Origin of the sequence: Nonomuraea terrae (assembly GCF_044465245.1) — a bacterium.
Classification (GTDB): Bacteria; Actinomycetota; Actinomycetes; order Streptosporangiales; family Streptosporangiaceae; genus Nonomuraea; species Nonomuraea terrae.
This window is the reverse complement of record NZ_JBITLL010000007.1, coordinates 468,656-484,300: the sequence shown is the minus strand read 5'-3', so window position 1 is coordinate 484,300 and position 15,645 is coordinate 468,656. Positions and strand designations below refer to the sequence as shown.

Annotated in this window: 18 protein-coding genes; 16 read left to right on the top strand and 2 right to left on the bottom strand. The window is 70.1% G+C overall.

The window, feature by feature from the left end:
* Positions 1-61 precede the first annotated feature (61 nt).
* The 3 genes from ACIBP6_RS36310 to ACIBP6_RS36300 are packed head-to-tail and all read left to right on the top strand — an operon-like array spanning position 62 to position 2,336.
* Positions 62-490, top strand: coding sequence for a winged helix-turn-helix transcriptional regulator (locus tag ACIBP6_RS36310; RefSeq protein ID WP_397058370.1), 429 nt, complete (start codon positions 62-64; stop codon positions 488-490).
* Positions 491-534: 44 nt separating this feature from the next.
* Positions 535-1,092, top strand: a complete 558-nt coding sequence (locus ACIBP6_RS36305) for a helix-turn-helix domain-containing protein (RefSeq protein ID WP_397058369.1) — start codon at positions 535-537, stop codon at positions 1,090-1,092.
* Complete coding sequence (locus tag ACIBP6_RS36300) at positions 1,089-2,336, top strand: MFS transporter (RefSeq protein WP_397058367.1); 1,248 nt, start codon at positions 1,089-1,091, stop codon at positions 2,334-2,336. The genes ACIBP6_RS36305 and ACIBP6_RS36300 overlap by 4 nt, the downstream gene beginning before the upstream one ends.
* Before the next feature lie 267 nt (positions 2,337-2,603).
* On the opposite strand, the gene ACIBP6_RS36295 is transcribed toward ACIBP6_RS36300, so the two are convergent.
* The gene (locus ACIBP6_RS36295) at positions 2,604-3,614 is read right to left on the bottom strand and encodes a LacI family DNA-binding transcriptional regulator (protein WP_397058365.1); all 1,011 of its coding nucleotides are present in this window, start codon (positions 3,612-3,614) and stop codon (positions 2,604-2,606) included.
* 142 nt (positions 3,615-3,756) lie between these two features.
* On the opposite strand from ACIBP6_RS36295, the gene ACIBP6_RS36290 reads away from it, so the two are divergent.
* The 9 genes from ACIBP6_RS36290 (at position 3,757) to ACIBP6_RS36250 (ending at position 10,998) form a co-directional block, all read left to right on the top strand.
* On the top strand, positions 3,757-5,037 hold the full coding sequence (locus ACIBP6_RS36290; protein WP_397058363.1) for an extracellular solute-binding protein: 1,281 nt from the start codon (positions 3,757-3,759) through the stop codon (positions 5,035-5,037).
* 74 nt (positions 5,038-5,111) lie between these two features.
* Positions 5,112-5,993: a carbohydrate ABC transporter permease gene (locus ACIBP6_RS36285; RefSeq protein WP_397058361.1), complete on the top strand. Its 882-nt coding sequence runs from the start codon at positions 5,112-5,114 to the stop codon at positions 5,991-5,993.
* The gene (locus ACIBP6_RS36280) at positions 5,990-6,835 is read left to right on the top strand and encodes a carbohydrate ABC transporter permease (RefSeq protein ID WP_132621134.1); all 846 of its coding nucleotides are present in this window, start codon (positions 5,990-5,992) and stop codon (positions 6,833-6,835) included. Before ACIBP6_RS36285 ends, ACIBP6_RS36280 begins: the two co-directional genes overlap by 4 nt.
* Positions 6,836-6,838: 3 nt before the next feature.
* Complete coding sequence (locus ACIBP6_RS36275; protein WP_397058358.1) at positions 6,839-8,203, top strand: glycoside hydrolase family 5 protein; 1,365 nt, start codon at positions 6,839-6,841, stop codon at positions 8,201-8,203.
* Between the two features lie 74 nt (positions 8,204-8,277).
* Positions 8,278-8,976, top strand: coding sequence for an STM4015 family protein (locus ACIBP6_RS36270; protein WP_397058356.1), 699 nt, complete (start codon positions 8,278-8,280; stop codon positions 8,974-8,976).
* Positions 8,977-9,081: 105 nt separating this feature from the next.
* A complete protein-coding gene (locus ACIBP6_RS36265) occupies positions 9,082-9,813 on the top strand; it encodes a hypothetical protein (protein ID WP_397058355.1) in 732 nt (243 codons plus the stop codon).
* A gap of 143 nt (positions 9,814-9,956) precedes the next feature.
* A complete protein-coding gene (locus ACIBP6_RS36260; protein WP_397058353.1) occupies positions 9,957-10,097 on the top strand; it encodes a hypothetical protein in 141 nt (46 codons plus the stop codon).
* A complete protein-coding gene (locus ACIBP6_RS36255; RefSeq protein WP_397058352.1) occupies positions 10,094-10,855 on the top strand; it encodes a GNAT family N-acetyltransferase in 762 nt (253 codons plus the stop codon). Before ACIBP6_RS36260 ends, ACIBP6_RS36255 begins: the two co-directional genes overlap by 4 nt.
* Before the next feature lie 11 nt (positions 10,856-10,866).
* Positions 10,867-10,998 (top strand): hypothetical protein, encoded by a 132-nt coding sequence (locus tag ACIBP6_RS36250; protein ID WP_397058350.1) that lies wholly within the window; start codon positions 10,867-10,869, stop codon positions 10,996-10,998.
* Positions 10,999-11,093: 95 nt separating this feature from the next.
* Here the strand turns inward: ACIBP6_RS36250 and ACIBP6_RS36245 are convergent, their stop codons facing one another.
* Positions 11,094-12,590: a carboxylesterase/lipase family protein gene (locus ACIBP6_RS36245; RefSeq protein ID WP_397058348.1), complete on the bottom strand. Its 1,497-nt coding sequence runs from the start codon at positions 12,588-12,590 to the stop codon at positions 11,094-11,096.
* A gap of 27 nt (positions 12,591-12,617) precedes the next feature.
* Between ACIBP6_RS36245 and ACIBP6_RS36240 the strand changes: the two genes are divergently transcribed.
* From ACIBP6_RS36240 to ACIBP6_RS36225, 4 genes are all read left to right on the top strand, one after another.
* The gene (locus tag ACIBP6_RS36240; protein ID WP_132621123.1) at positions 12,618-13,016 is read left to right on the top strand and encodes a helix-turn-helix domain-containing protein; all 399 of its coding nucleotides are present in this window, start codon (positions 12,618-12,620) and stop codon (positions 13,014-13,016) included.
* 236 nt (positions 13,017-13,252) lie between these two features.
* A complete protein-coding gene (locus ACIBP6_RS36235) occupies positions 13,253-14,203 on the top strand; it encodes an STM4015 family protein (protein WP_397058346.1) in 951 nt (316 codons plus the stop codon).
* A complete protein-coding gene (locus ACIBP6_RS36230; RefSeq protein ID WP_397058344.1) occupies positions 14,200-15,156 on the top strand; it encodes an STM4015 family protein in 957 nt (318 codons plus the stop codon). The genes ACIBP6_RS36235 and ACIBP6_RS36230 overlap by 4 nt, the downstream gene beginning before the upstream one ends.
* Before the next feature lie 103 nt (positions 15,157-15,259).
* On the top strand, positions 15,260-15,604 hold the full coding sequence (locus tag ACIBP6_RS36225) for a hypothetical protein (protein ID WP_397058343.1): 345 nt from the start codon (positions 15,260-15,262) through the stop codon (positions 15,602-15,604).
* Positions 15,605-15,645: the final 41 nt, after the last annotated feature.

Genomic DNA, 15,645 nt, shown 5'->3' with positions numbered 1-15,645 from the left:
TACCTCTTGTAACGGGAGTTATCCTGCGCCACCATCGAGACGCTGAAAAGGAGGCACTTTCTTGGCGCAACGGAACACCGCGGTAACCGACCAGGCCGACTGCCCGCTCCCCGAGGTGCTGCGGCTGATCGGCGACAAGTGGTGCATCCAGATCCTGGTCGAGCTGGGCGAGGGCCCGCGCCGCTTCACCCAGTTGGAGCGCGCGATCGAGGGCGTCAGCCGCCGCATGCTGACGCTCAACCTGCGCAACCTCGAACGCAACGGCCTGGTCACCCGCACCGTCCACCCCGACGCGCCCCCGAGCGTCGAATATGCCATCACGCCCCTGGCCGAGGACATCCGCGACCCTCTGGAGGCCCTGGCGAACTGGGCCCGCCGCGCCGCCCCGGCCCTGGTCGCCGCCAGGCAGGCGTACGACGCCCGGCCTTTGGGCCAGGGCCGGCGGCGGACCGAGTCCGAGCCGGGGCAGGGATACGACAGCACTACGTGAAAGAGTCATTGCGAAAGAATTGTTTCGCACGTACGCTCAACCAGGTGAAGATCAAGGACCCGAAGGCGATGCGGGCCATCGCGCACCCCCTCCGCATCCAGCTCCTGGAGTCGCTGGCCATCGAAGGCACCGCGACGGCGACCCGGCTCGGCGAGCTTCTCGACGAAAACCCCTCCAACTGCTCCTTCCACCTGCGCGTCCTGGCGAAGTTCGGATACATCGAACGCGTCCCCGGCAAGACCGCGCGCGACCGGCCCTGGCGGCTCGTCGACATCGAACACTTCTGGGACACCGAGCAGCCGGACGAGGACGGCCGGGCCGCCGCGACCGCCCTCAACCAGGCGTATCTGGACTGGGAGTACGCGCGCATGAAGGCCGCGGGAGTGGCGGCGGTGCCGCAGGAGTGGAAAGGCAAGGTGTCGACCGGCGGTGCCACCGTCTGGCTGACGCCGGACGAGGCGGAACAGCTCCAGAAGGCCGTCTCCCGGCTCATCGACCCGTACGTCGAACGCTGGCGCAAGCCGGAGACGCGCCCGGCCGACGGGCGGCCGGTCCGGCTGTTCCACACCACCTATCTCACGCCGCACACGGACCAGCGATGAAGGGCGCACTCGCCAGCCCGCCGTTCCGAAGGCTGCTGGGCGGCTGGACGATCGGCAACTTCGCCGACAGCGCGCTGTTACTCACCCTCGGGGTATGGGCCAAGGACCTGTCGGGCAGCAGCAGCGCCGCCGGTCTGGTCTTCCTCGCGGTGGCCGCCCCGGTCACGCTCTCCCCGCTCATCGGCCTGCTCGCCGACCGGGTCAACCGCAGACCCCTCCTCGTCTGGGCGAATCTCGCCGCCGCCGCGGCCGCCACGACGCTCCTGCTCGTCCAGGCGCCCGACCGGTTGTGGCTGCTGTACGTCGTGGCGTTCGCCTTCGGCACCCTCGGCCTGGTCAACTCCGCCGCCCAGACCGGCCTGGTCCGCGACATGCTGCCCGCCGGGCAGCTCGACACGGCCAACGGCCTCCTGACCACCGTCGACCAGGGGCTGCGCGTCCTGTCCCCGATCGCGGGCAGCGCCCTGTACGCCGCGTGGGGCGGCGGCGCGCTCGCCGTGGGCGTGGCCGCCTGCCTGGTCCTCACGGCGCTCGCGCTGCTGACCATCCGGGTACGCGAATCCGCGCCGGAACCGCGCCAGGCGCGGCACGACTGGTGGCAGGAGACGACCGCCGGACTGGTCCACCTGCGGAGCATCCCGCTGCTGTGGCGCATGGTGATGGTGAGCGCCGCGGCGTTCGGCGTCGTCGGCTTCTTCGACACGGCCCTGTTCGAACTCGTGGACAAGGGTCTGGGCAAGGAGGCCGCGTTCTTCGGGGTGCTGGTGACCGTGCAGGGGGCCGGCAGCGTGCTGGGCGGCCTGACGGCAGCCTCGATGCTGCGCCGGCTGGGGCCCGCGGCGGTGGTCGCGACCTCACTCGCGCTGGTCGGCGCGGCCGGCGTCGCGATGGCGGCCGACCTGATCGGCGCTCCGCTGCTCGCCTTCGCGTTGACGGCCATGTTCGCGTGCGGGGTGGCGGTCCCGTGGCTGATCGTCGCGCTGGTGACCACCCGGCAGCGGCTCACGCCCGCCAGGCTGCAGGGACGTACCGCCGCGGCCACCGACGTCGCCATGACCGTGCCGCAGACGGCCTCCATCGCGGCCGGCGCCGCGCTCGTCGCCGTCGTCGACTACCGATGGCTGATGATCGTGGCAGGAGTGGTGCTGATCGGCTGCGCGCTCACGCTGACGTCGGCCTCCACGAGAGCCCTCGCCGCCTCCGCACCGCGACCACTCGACGACGCACCCGCCCCGTCACCGTGACCGGACCGCGCTACGCGAGTCGTGCCTTACTCGGTCGTCGGCGGCTCGCCAGAGGTTCGCAGACCCACGGCCTTCCCGTCGAAGCCGAACGCGTCAGGTGACAGGGGAACCGGGGTGCGCCTTCAGGAGTGGTGGAGAACTGCCACCCGGCCTTGGAACGTTCCTCCACAGGCGCCTCTTCACCGCCGGCCGCAGCACCGTCATTTTCGGCATTCGAATGTACAGCCGTAGATCGACACAGGTGCGTACGTGCGAGAAAGCGCCCGGCTAGGAGGGGCGGGCCGTGCTCTCGCGGACGATGAGCTCGGTGGCGAGTTCGACGCGTTTGGTCTCGGGGACCTCGCCGTGGCCCATGGCCAGCACCGTGCGGGTGGCGAGGGCGGCCATCTCCTGGAGCGGCTGGCGTACGGTCGTCAGCGGCGGCCAGGCCGACTTGGCCAGCGGCAGGTCGTCGAAGCCGACCACGCTCAGGTCTTCCGGCACCCGCAGCCCGCGCTGCCGGGCGGCCTCGAACACGCCGAAGGCCATCAGGTCGCTGCCGGCGAAGATCGCGGTGGGCGGCTCGGGCAGCGACAGCAGCGCGTGCCCCTGGTCGTGACCGGAGTCGACGAGGAACGTGCCACGCTTGATCAGCTCGGGCACCACCGGCAACCCGGCGGTCTCCAGCGCCGCGCGGTAGCCGTCGATGCGCGCCTGGCTGCAGAGCATGTCGGCCGGGCCGCTGATCATGCCGATCCGGTGGTGGCCGAGCTCCAGCAGGTGGCGGGTGGCGGCCAGGCCGCCGTTCCAGTTGGTGGCGCCCACCGAGACGACGCCCGGCGCGGGCTCGCCCTCCGGGTCGACCACCGCGAACGGCAGCGAGCGGGCACTGAGCTGCGCCTGGATGCCGGTCGACAGCCGGGAGGCGACGATCACGACGCCGTCGGTACGCCGCGCCGCCAGGCGTTCGAGCCAGTCGCGGCCCGGGCCGGCGTGGGTGTGCAGGACCGAGATGACGACGCTGGCGCCGGCGTCGTGGGCCGCGCTCTCCGCGCCGCGGACGATCTCCATCGCCCACGGTGACTCGATCTCGGCGAAGACCAGGTCGACCAGGCCGGCGGGGGTGTCGTCCTGACTGACGCGCCGCTGGTAGCCGTGCTCCTGCAGCAGCCTCTCCACCCGATGGCGGGTCGCCGGCGCGACTTCGGGACGCCCGTTGATGACTTTCGAGACCGTCGGGATGGAAACCCCGGCCTCCTCGGCGATCAGTGCGATCGTGACCCGCCTCTTGCCTGACACAAATTCGGAGTCTAGCCGAAAGTTTCGGTTTGGATCGCTCGCATACGAGGTGTTGACGCTTCACATACTGTTACTTACGATCCAGACATCGAAATTATCGGGGGTTTCACGAAACTTTCATCCGCCTGAGGAAGGGACCCCGATGAAACGCAGTCTGGTGCTCATCGCGGCCGCCGTACTCGTCGCCGGCTGTGGTGGGGCCGGCGGGAGCGCACAACAGGAGGGCACGGACGGCTCCCCCGGACAGGTCACGCTCGAGTGGTGGCACCTGTCGACGGCGGAGCCGCTCAAGTCGCTCTGGGACCAGCGCGCCAAGGAGTTCATGGCCCAGAACCCGAACGTCACCATCAAGGCCACCGTCCTGGAGAACGACGCCTACAAGGCCAAACTCACCACGATCACTCAGTCCGGCCAGGCCCCCGACCTGTTCGCCACGTGGGGCGGCGGCGTGCTCCAGCAGCAGATCGAAGCCGGCCTGGTCAAGGACATCTCGGCCGACGTCGCCGACGTCCTGCCGAACTTCACCCCGGCGGCGCTGAGCGCGTACCAGTTCGACGGCAAGACGTACGGTCTGCCGACCGACATCGGCGTGGTGGGTTTCTGGTACAACAAGAAACTTTTCCAGCAGGCCGGAATCACGGAGCCGCCCGCCACGTGGTCGGCGTTCCTGGAGGACGTCAAGAAGCTCAAGGCGGCCGGCATCACCCCGATCGCGCTCGCCGGCAAGGAGAAGTGGCCCGGCCACTACTACTGGGCCTATCTCGCCATGCGCATCGCCGGTCTGGACGCGCTCAAGCAGGCCGCCGTCGACAACGACTTCAACAAGCCCGACTTCGTGGCCGCCGGTCAGCAACTGAAGGCGCTGGCCGACCTGCAGCCGTTCCAGAAGGGTTTCCTCGGCGCCGGCTACGGCACCCCCGACGGCCAGGCCGCCACGATGGGCAACGGCCAGGCCGCCATGGAGCTGATGGGCCAGTGGGCGCCGGCCACGCAGGCCGACGCGGGCAAGGGGCTCGGCGAGGACCTCGGCTTCTTCCCGTTCCCCGCGGTGGAGGGCGGCAAGGGCTCGGCCGGTGACGCGTTCGGCGGCGGAGGCGGGCTCGCCGTGGGCACGGACGCTCCCCCGCAGGCCGTGGAGTTCGTCAAGTACATGACCGCGATGGAGAACCACTCCAAGGCCGTCGAGGCCGGCGGCGTGCTGCCGGTGCTCAAGGGCGAGGAGAACGCGGTCGAGGACCCGAACCTCAAGCAGGTCGCCACGATGCTGGCCGGTGCCACCGGCTACCAGCTCTACCTCGACCAGGCCTACCCGCCGGCCGTGGGCCAGCAGGTCAACGACAGCGTCGCCGAGCTGATCGGCGGCACGAAGACACCGGAAGAGGTCGCTCAGGACATCACCGAAGTGGCCAAGAGCGAAGGATGACGACGCTCACGAAAGGGCCGGAGGCAGTCAGGCTTCCGGCCCCTCCCCCTGCTGCCCGGCGACGGGGACGCTGGGTGACCATCGCCCTCTTCCTGCTGCCCGCCATCGTGCTCTTCCTGATGCTGGTCGTGGCGCCCATGGTGGTGGCCGCGTACTCCAGCCTGTTCCGGTGGAACGGGTTCGGCGGGCTGCCGACCGACTTCATCGGACTGGACAACTTCACCCGGCTGTTCAGCAGCGAGATCTTCGTCCAGGACATGTGGCACCTGGTGGTGCTGGTCGCGCTGTCGATCTTCGTGCAGCTGCCGTTCTCGCTGGCCGTGGCGATGCTGCTGCACCAGCGCATGCGCGGGCGAGCGATCTACCGGATGGTGTTCTTCGCGCCGTACGTGCTGTCGGAGGTCATCACGGGCGTGCTGTTCTCGCTCATCCTCAGCCCCGGCTCGGGGATGGCGAACCAGGTGCTGTCGGTGTTCGGGTGGGAGTCGGAGTGGCTGGCCGACACCGACACGGTGCTGCCGTCGCTCTTCCTGGTGATGACGTGGAAGTACTTCGGCTTCCACATGATGATCTATCTGGCCGGCCGGCAGAACATCCCGGACGAGCTCGTCGAGGCCGCGCAGATCGACGGGGCGACAGGCTGGAAGACGTTCCGGTACGTCACGCTGCCGCTGCTCGGCCCGACGATCCGGATCAGTGTCTTCCTGTCGGTCATCTACACCATCCAGCTGTTCGACCTGGTGTGGATCCTCACCGGCGGCGGCCCCTCGCACGCCTCGGAGACGATGGCCGTGACCATGATGGACTGGGGTTTCAAGCGCTCCCAGGTGGGTTACGCCAGCGCGATCAGCGTCGTGATGTTCGTCCTCAGTCTCGTCTTCGCGCTGTTCTACCAGCGTCTCGTCATGCGGCGGGACCTGGAGGGCGCGACCACCTCGATGGGAGGCCGGCGATGAGCCGCGCCACGAAGAAGGTGTCCCCGAGGCGCACCACCCTGCCGCTGCACGCGATCGCCCTGGTGGTGGGCGCGTTCATCATCGTGCCGGTGGTGTACGCGCTGCTCGGCGGGTTCAAGGACAACAGCGAGCTGTCCGGGAATCCGTTCGGCCTGCCCGGCACATGGGTGACGGCCAACTACACCGACGTGCTGGCCTCGGGGTCGTTCTGGCTGCAGTTGTGGAACAGCACGTTCATCGCCGTCGTCACGACCGTGCTGACGGTGGCGCTGTCGGCGCTGGCGGCGTTCGTGTTCGCCCGGTTCGCCTTCCGCGGCAGGGAGCTGTTCTTCACGTTGTTCACGGCCGGGCTGATGTTCCCGTTCGCGGTGGCCATCCTGCCGATCTTCGTGCTGCTGCGCACGTTCGGGCTGCTGGACAACCCGCTCGGGGTGATCCTCACGCAGGCGGCGTTCGGGCTGCCGCTGACGATCATCATCCTGCGCGGCTTCTTCCGCAGCATCCCCGGGGAGATCGAGGAGGCGGCGACGATCGACGGGTGCACGCCGTTCGGGTTCTTCTGGCGGATTCTGCTGCCGATGGCGCGGCCGGCCATCGCGACCGTCTCGGTGCTGGCCATCGTGGGGAGCTGGAACAACTTCATGCTGCCGCTGGTGGTCTTCAGTCAGGAGACCAGCTGGACGCTGCCGCTGGGCATCCAGCAGTTCCAGGGCCAGTACGCCTCCGACACCGCCCGCATCCTGGCCTACCTGATCCTGGCCATGGTGCCGGCGCTCGGCTTCTACGCCATCGCGGAACGCCATCTCGTCGGCGGCCTGACCGCGGGCGCCACGAAGGGTTGAGTCATGCTGCACGTGTCAGGAACCACGTTGGTCGGCGACGACGGCGCCCCGGTACGTCTGCGGGGCGTCGGGCTCGGCGGCTGGATGAACATGGAGAACTTCGTCACCGGTTTCCCGGCGAACGAGAGCTCCATGCGCCAGGCCGTACGCGCGGAGCTGGGTGAGGAGCGGGCCGAGCTGTTCTTCGACCGGCTGCTGTGCTCGTTCTTCACGGAGAAGGACGCGGCCCTGCTGGCCGGGCTCGGCATGAACTGCGTGCGGATCCCGGTCAACTACCGCCACTGGGAGTCGGACGAGCGGCCGATGGAGATCGACCCGGCCGGTTTCCGCCACCTCGACCGGGTGGTCGACGTGCTGGGCGAGCACGGCCTCTACAGCGTGATCGACCTGCACGCGCTGCCCGGCGCGCAGAACCAGCACTGGCATTCCGACAACCCGACGCATGTGGCGGCGTTCTGGCAGCACCGGCACTTCCAGGACCGGGCGGTGCACCTGTGGGAGGCCGTCGCCGACCACTACCGCGACCATCCGTGGGTGGCCGGATACAACCCGGTCAACGAGCCGGGTGACGTGTCGGGCAAGGTGATCGGCCCGTTCTACGACCGGCTGGTGAAGGCGATCAGGGCGGCCGACCCGCACCACATCCTGTTCCTGGACGGCAACACGTACGCCACCGACTTCTCGATATTTCGGGAGGTGTATGAAAACACGGTGTTCGTGCTGCATGACTACGCCGTGGCCGGATTCGCCCACGGCGGCCCCTACCCGGGCCGCACCCGCGGTGAGTGGTGCGACCGCGACGCGCTGGAGCGGACGTTCCGCAAGCGGTCCCAATTCCAGCGCGAGACGGGCACGCCGCTGTGGGTGGGTGAGTTCGGGCCCGTCTACACCGGCGACCCGGAGGCTGACCGGCAGCGTCGCCGGCTGCTGCGCGACCAGCTCGCGATCTACGACGCCCACGGCGCGGGCTGGTCGTTGTGGACGTACAAGGACGTGGGGTTGCAGGGGCTGGTGTACGCGTCCGGGGCGTACATGGACAGGTTCGGCGGGTTCGTGGCGAAGAAGCGGCGGCTCGGGGCGGACCGGTGGGGATCGACCATGGAGGAGACGGCCGACGTGCTGGCCCCGTTGCACGCGCTGGTCGAGCGCGAATGCCCGGCGTGGGACCCGTATCCGTGGGGCGCCCGCTACCAGACCGACGACCTGATCAGGCACATTCTGATCGCGCAGGCGCTGCTGCCGGAGTACGCGGCGTTGTTCCGCGGGCTGAGCGACCACCAGCTGATCGCGCTGGCGGACTCGTTCCTGCTGGACCGCTGCGTCCGCCGCGAGCCGCTGCTCGGTCTGCTCGCCGACGCCCTGGAGTGAACCCGAGTGTCGGACGGGTCTGGTAAGAGAGGAGCCCCTGGGCCCCCGGCCATCGAGCCTCCGACTGGTCCGGCATGGAGGTCGTCGAGCCGCTCATCCGCAACGCCGACCGGCTGCGCGCGCTGCGCTCGCTGTTCCTCGGCGCGATGACGTTCGAGCACTGCGAGCTCTCGTGGATCCAACATGACGACATCACGCCGCTGCTGGAGGCGTTCCCGAAGCTGGAACGCCTGGAGGTGCGCGGATCTCAGGGGCTGAAGCTGCGGCCGATGCGGCACGAGTCGCTGCGGATCCTCAGGTACGAGGGCGCCGGCCTGCCGGCCGAGGTGGTGCGGGGGACGGGCGAGTGCGACCTGCCCGCCCTTGAGCACCTGGAGCTCTGGTTCGGCATCGATCACCAGGGCGGCGACTCCACGCCCGCCGACTGCGCGGCCATCCTGAGCGGCGCCCGGCTGCCCAGCCTGCGCCATCTCGGCCTGCGCAACTGCCCCTTCACCGACGAACTCGCCGCCGACCTGGCCCACGCCCCCGTCGTCGCCCGGCTGGAGTCGCTCAGCCTGTCGATGGGCTCGCTGGGCGACGCCGGAGCCGAGGCGCTGCTCAGCGGCCAGCCCCTCACCCATCTGCGCATGCTCCACCTCGACCACCACTATCTGAGCGAGGCCATGACCGCCCGCCTGACGGCCGCGCTGCCGGAGACCGACGTCGTCCTCACCGACGCACGCGACCGCGCCACGGACCCCTCCTGGGACTACGTCGCCGTGGGCGAATGATGCCGCGTTCTCCAACGGCCACCGGCCGCCACTGCGCGGCCGTCATGAACGGCGCGCGGCTGTCGTGGCCGCGCCGTGATCCGATTTGCGGCATGATCAGCCGGCATGAGGAAAACGATCTCTGTCTTAGTCGTCTGCGGCGCCTTCCTGGTGGGCACGGCCCCCGCCCAGGCCGCACCCAAGGACCCGGTGCGCGTGCTGAAGTCCACGCTCATCCCCGGCCACGGCGTCCGGTACACCGAAATCGCCAACTGGTCCGACGGCGTGGAGACCTCGCAGGCGTACGACACGAAGGGCGTCCTGCAGTTCGGGAAGAAGGGCCTGGCCGCCTACGACATCGCCAGCAGCGCGTGGGATGAGGAGAAGGACCGCGTCATCTACAACGGCAAGGCCACGTACTACTCCGGCGCGCTCGCCGGAGAACTGCCCAAGGGCAAGACCTGGCTCGAGGTGCCCGGCGGCGGCGGCATGCCCAGCGAGTACGACCACGTCCTCGACCCCACCGAGCCCACCACGCTGTCGGCGCTGCTCAAGAAGGGCGGCAAGAGCGGGAACACCGTCACCGGCACCATCACCTTCGGGGAACTTCGCAAGGTGTCGGCCTGGTTCTCCCGCTCGGACCTGCGCTCCTGGGCCTCGGACACAGAGGTCTCCTACAAGCTGACGCTCAGCTCGGCCGGGCTGGTCAGCAGGCTGTGGAGCTCGTACACGGCCAAGGGCGTCTCGGAAGGCTACGAAGACTTCGAGGGCAGCACCGCCATCGTCGACACGCGCTACACCGGCTGGGGCGCCAAGGTGTCCGTCAAGACGCCCAGCCCCAAGACCGTCACCGAGTGACCTCGCGGGCAGACCTGCTCCTCCGGCCGCAACCGCGTGACGCCGTCGAGGGATGATCAGACCGGGCCATACGTCCGCGGATATCAACTCATCGTCCAGCGCGTATTGGACGTATCACCCCTGGTCCTCCTAGCGTTCGTCGGGTGACGGAGCGACGCGCGATCCTCAGCGGATCGACCTTCGAGGAACAGATCGGGTACGCCAGGACGGCCGTCGACGGCGACCGCCTGCACGTGTCGGGGACCACCGGGTTCGGCCACTCGACCATGACGTCTCGGCCATGATCAGGGAACTCCATGCGAACGAGGAGTTCGAGCAGGTCGACGCGTTGTTCGAGCGGATCTGGGGGTTCGAGCCGGACAGCCGGCCGATCAGCGCCGGGCTGATGCGGGCGCTGACCCACGCGGGCAACTACGTCTCCGGCGCCTTCGACGGCGACCGGATGGTCGGGGCGTCGGTGGGCTTCTTCGGGCAGGACTCCACCCTGCACTCGCAGAACACGGGCGCGGCGGCGGGACGCGGCATCGGCTTCGAGCTGAAGCTGCACCAGCGGTTGTGGGCGCTGGACCGCGGGATCTCCCGCATCACCTGGACCTACGACCCGCTGGTCCGCCGCAACGCGCACTTCAACCTGGCCAAGCTGGGCGCACGGCCGGCGGAGTACCTGCCGAACTTCTACGGCGTGCTGGCCGACGCCATCAACCACGGCGACGAGTCCGACCGCATCCTGGCCGTGTGGCCGCTGACCGATCCGCGGGTCGAGGCAGCCGTCCGGCGGGTGCCGTACCTGCCGGCGGTGCCGGAGGACGCCGTGGTCGGGCTGGGCGACGACGGCGACCGCCCGGTCGAGGGCCGTACCGACGGGCGCGTGGTGCTGGTCGCGGTCCCCGAGGACATCGAGCGGCTGCGCGTGGTGGACGCCGGCGCCGCCAAGGCGTGGCGGCACGCCGTACGCGACGTGCTGGGCCGCCTCATGGAGGAGGGCGCCACGGTGACCGGCTTCCACCGCAAGACCTACTACGTGGTGGAGAGGAACACCTGAGGACCACCGGGGTGGAGCTGCGGCGGATCACGGTGCCGCTGGTCGTGTGGTTCCTCGGCGACGGCCAGGCCACCGTCGCCGACGACCCGCTCTTCAGCCGCCCGCCCGAGGAAACGAGCCGTCGCCGACGCTCTGCCGCCTGACCTCACGCGGATCCCTTCTCCGCTCCTTCGCTCAGCCGGCAACGAGCGTCATGGACTCGACCGACCGTGCCTGGCCCGAGCGCGATACCGGACCATCAACCGATGCCCGTCCCTGACGGCCGGGCCGTCCCGGCGGCTGCCTGACTGGTGGGGGAGGAGCTTGCCACCGGGTTGTCGGTGCCGTCGAAGAGCTTGACGGTACGGCTGTGCGGGGTGAAGCGAGGCCAGCCCGGATCGCCGTGGGCGGCGAAGTCCACCCAGGCGTCGTGCATGGCCGTGGCCAGGGATTGTGGCGGGTTGGCCCCCACCAGCGCGGCCATGTCGGGGCTTCGCGGGTTGTCGAAGACGAAACCGAGCTCCAGGGCGTGGCCGGCGCCCATGTCGAGCTCGGGAGTGCGCCAGGCGAACTCGTACATCCAGACCTGAGGGTGGGCGTGGGCGATCCGCAGCGCGGGCAGGCGGAAATAGCCGTCGGTCAGAGCAGCGGCCAGCACGTCCGCGGGCGAGGCGTCGGGCATGGCCGCCCGATGGCTCTGGATCAGCGCTGGGTCCAAGCCCATGCTGGTCAGCACCCAGGACGCCACCTCGAAGGTGATCAGGCTGTCTCGGCCGGTGGCGAACAGGGACGGCCGGGATTCCTCGCTGGTGCAGCCGACCATCAGCGCCACCTCGGCTCCGGCGCCGTCGGCTATCGCCTGCTCGGGGTGCCGGGTGAGCAGGCGCCCGTCCAGCACCGGCATGAACGGCATCGACGCGGCAGAGGTGGTGGCGCCCCACCGATCAGGGTCGGGCCGTGCGGCGACCTCGGCGGCCAGGGATGCCTGGACGGGCAGGATGGCTGCCGGAGACAGCCTGGCGAAGCCGTCGGCGGTGGGTGCGACGCCGAGCCGGGCTGCCAGCTCGCGGGTGACCAGGCGCGCATCGTCGGGATCTTGGACGGCGTTGCCGAAGCCGCTTTGCGCGATGGCCCGCCAGAACAGGCCATGACGTTGCGATCGTTCCAGCGACAGCAGGCTGATCACGCTCACGCCACCGGCTGATTCGCCGAAGACGGTCACCTGGTCGGGGTCGCCGCCGAAGACGGTGATGTTGTCGCGCACCCAGCGCAGCGCCGCGAGCTGGTCCAGCAGACCGCGGTTGGGCGGGGCACCGGGCAGGTCGGCGAAGCCTTCCACGCCGAGCCGGTAGTTGATCGTCACCAGGACCACGCCGTCGCGGGCGAAGGCCGCACCGTTGTAGACGTCCAGGGCACCGGAGCCGCCCAGGAAGGTCCCGCCGTGGATCCAGACCATCACCGGCAGGCCGCGGCCACCGGCGTCCGGAGTCCAGATGTTGAGGTTCAGGCAGTCTTCGCCCGGGATGGTGGGGTCGGCCATCAGCCGGTCGAGGGGGGCGGCGTAGCTCGACTTGGGGACGGTGGGCCCGTAGTGGGTGGCGTTCCGGATGCCGTCCCAGGGCTGGGGCGGCGCAGGTGGGCGGAACCGGTGCGGGCCGAATGGCGGAGCCGCGTACGGGACGCCCAAGAACGCGGCCACGCCATCGGTGACGGTGCCGCGCAGTTGCCCGTGGGAGATTGTCACTACTTTCGGCATGACCTCAGGCTGAGGCTTAATGTCGACATGAAGGCAAGCCACCAGGAGACCCTGAGCATTGGCCAGGCGGCCGACCGCTTCGGCGTGGCTGCGCATGTGCTGCGGCACTGGGAGGCGATGGGCCTGCTCGCGCCGGCCCGCACCCGGACCGGCGAGCGCCGTTACAGCGCCGACGACCTCTACCGGATCGCGTTGATCGTCAAGGCGAAGGCGGCCGGATTCAGCCTGGATGCCCTTGGTGAGATGTTCACCACCGGTGATCCCACCGACCGTCAGGCCATGCTCCGGCAGCAGCGTGCCGACCTGAAGCGACGCATCGCCGAGCTGGAGTCCTCCGTGCACCTCCTCGACGCCGTCCTCAGCTGCAAGCACGAAGACTTCGCTCGCTGCCCGACCTTCCGGGCGGCGGTGGCTGAGCAGCCGTAGAAACGCTCTGCTGCCGCCCCGGCTCTCGGTTCAGATTGTCGGCCGCATGGCGTCATCAGGCCGGCCAGCGCTTCGTCCGCCTGACGGCCGCGCTGCTGGAGACCGAGTCGTGCTCACCGATGCACGCGACCGCCACAAGCCGTGGGCGCGTTCTCCAAGATCAACGGCGGCGGTGAGGGTGGGTCTGGTAGGACAGGGGCGGCCGATCATCCCCCGACTCCTGAGGAATCACCCCCATGACCCAACGCTGGAGCGTCAACAGCCATTGGGACGACTACACCGCCGGCTACGCGGGCCTGCCGGTGGTCACCGTCCCCCTGCCTGAGGAGGCGGGGCCGGGGCCCGATCCGGGGGCCGTCGCGTGGCGTTTCAGCGAGTTGGAGGGCTGTCTCGCCGACGGTTTCGAGTGGTTCTTCCGGCACGTCGACACCGCGAAGGTCACGGCCATCGTGATCGGCGAATGGGACGACCCCCTGAGCGGGCCGTGCGACGAGATCAACGAGTGGCTGACCGGCAACGCCGGCCGGCTGCCCGAGCTGCGTTCTCTGTTCGTCGGCGCGATGACGTCGGAGCACTGCGAGATCTCCTGGATCCAGCAGGACGACGTCACGCCGCTGCTGGAGGCGTTCCCGAAGCTGGAACGGCTGGAGGTGCGCGGGGCCGACGGGCTGCGGCTGCGGCCGGTGCGACACGAAGCGTTGCGGACGCTGAGGGTCGAGAGCGCCGGCATGCCGGCCGAGGTGGTGCGGGCGGTCGGCGAGTGCGACCTGCCCGCCCTGGAGCATCTGGAGCTCTGGATCGGCATCGAGGACCAGGGCGGCACCTGCACGGCGGCGGACTGCGCGGCGATCATGAACGGCGCACGGCTGCCGAGCCTGCGCCACCTGGGTCTGCGCAACTGCCCCTTCGCCGACGAACTCGCCGCCGGCCTGGCCCACGCCCCGGTCATGGCCCGGCTGGAGTCGCTCAGCCTGGCGATGGGCTCGTTCGGCGATCCGGGCGCGGAGGCGCTGCTCAGCGGCCAGCCCCTCACCCAGCTGAGCACGCTCGACCTCGACCACCACTTCCTGAGCGAGGCGATGGTGGCCCGCCTGACGGCGGCCCTGCCGGAGACCGAGGTCGTGCTGACCGACCGACGCGACGACGCCGGGGACGGCGCCTGGGCGTACGTGGCGGTGAGCGAGTGACGAACGACCCGGGCGAGACGTTCCTGCCCGAGATCACCGGCGGCAGTTTGGGCGGGCACCGCGACCATTTCGCCGGTCTCCCGGTCACGTTCCTCAGCGAGTCCGTCGACGCCCCCGACAAGGTCGCCTGGCTGCTCTACGACGAACCCGACGTCATCGAGGGCGAGGCGGAGTCGGACCTGCCTGGCGGGCTGGAGGCCCTGCTGACGCGGCACGACCCCGCCCTCGTGCGGGCCCTGGCGATCAGCGGTTACGGCGCGTCCCACGCGCCCGGGGTGCTGGCGGCTTACGCCGACCGGCTGCCCGGGCTGCGGTCGGTGTTCCTGGGGCTCGCCGAGGCGGAGCAGTGGGAGATCTCCTGGATCGGGCAGGGCGACATCACACCGCTGCTGGAGGCGTACCCGCGGCTGGAGCGGCTGGAGGTGCGCGGGTCACAAGGGCTGGAACTGCGGCCGTTCGCCCACGACCACCTCAGGGTGCTGCGCTTCGAGACCGGCGGCCTGCCGCCCGAGGTGGTCAGAGCCCTCGGGGCGAGCACGTTCCCCGCGCTCGAGCACCTGGAGCTGTGGCTCGGCGTCGAGGAGTACGGCGGCGGGGCGACGGTCGCCGACCTGGAGGGCGTCCTGTCGGGGGTGGGAACGCCCGCGCTCAGGCGGCTCGGCCTGCGTGACAGCCCCATCCAGGACGACATCGCCGCCGCCGTGGCGGCCGCCCCCGTGGTGACCCGGCTGGAGGAGCTCAGCCTGGGCATGGGGGCGCTCACCGACCGGGGCGCCGAAGCGCTGCTCAGCGGGCAGCCGCTCACCCACCTGCGCCGGCTCGACCTGCGCCATCACTACCTCGGCGAGGAGATGATGGCCCGCGTGCGGCAGGCGCTGCCCGGCGTGGAGGTCGACCTGGAGGAGGCGCGGTTCGAGCCGGGCGAATGGACGTACGTGGCGGTGTCGGAGTGATGGGCGCCTCCGGCCGGGAAGCCGGTCGCGGGGGATGGCACGGAGCGGGTCGATCTCATAGAGTAATGATTTGACTACGTTCCGTAAATCTTTGGAGGTGCCCATGAAGATCTCTGCCCGGGTGGCCAGTGTCCTGGCCGCGGGCGCGCTGACGCCCCTCGCGCTCTCCGCTCCCGCCCTCGCCGCTCCCCCGCCGGCGTACGCTCCCCCACCGGCGTACGCCCCGGCCCCCGCGTACGCTCCCGCGCCCGCGCCCGCGCCCGCGTACGCTCCCGCCCCGGCATACGCTCCCGCTCCTGCGTACGCGCCCGCACCTGCCCCGGCACCCGCTCCAGCACCGCGGCGGGACCCGGTCGGTTCCACGCTCAACAGCGTCAGCGGGCTCAGCGGAACGGTCAGGCATCTTCCCGAAACGGTCGAAGCGCTCACCGGCGTGCACCTCAAGTAAGAGTTCCCCGCCTGGTGGTCCCGCCGGGCTGACGGGTCAAG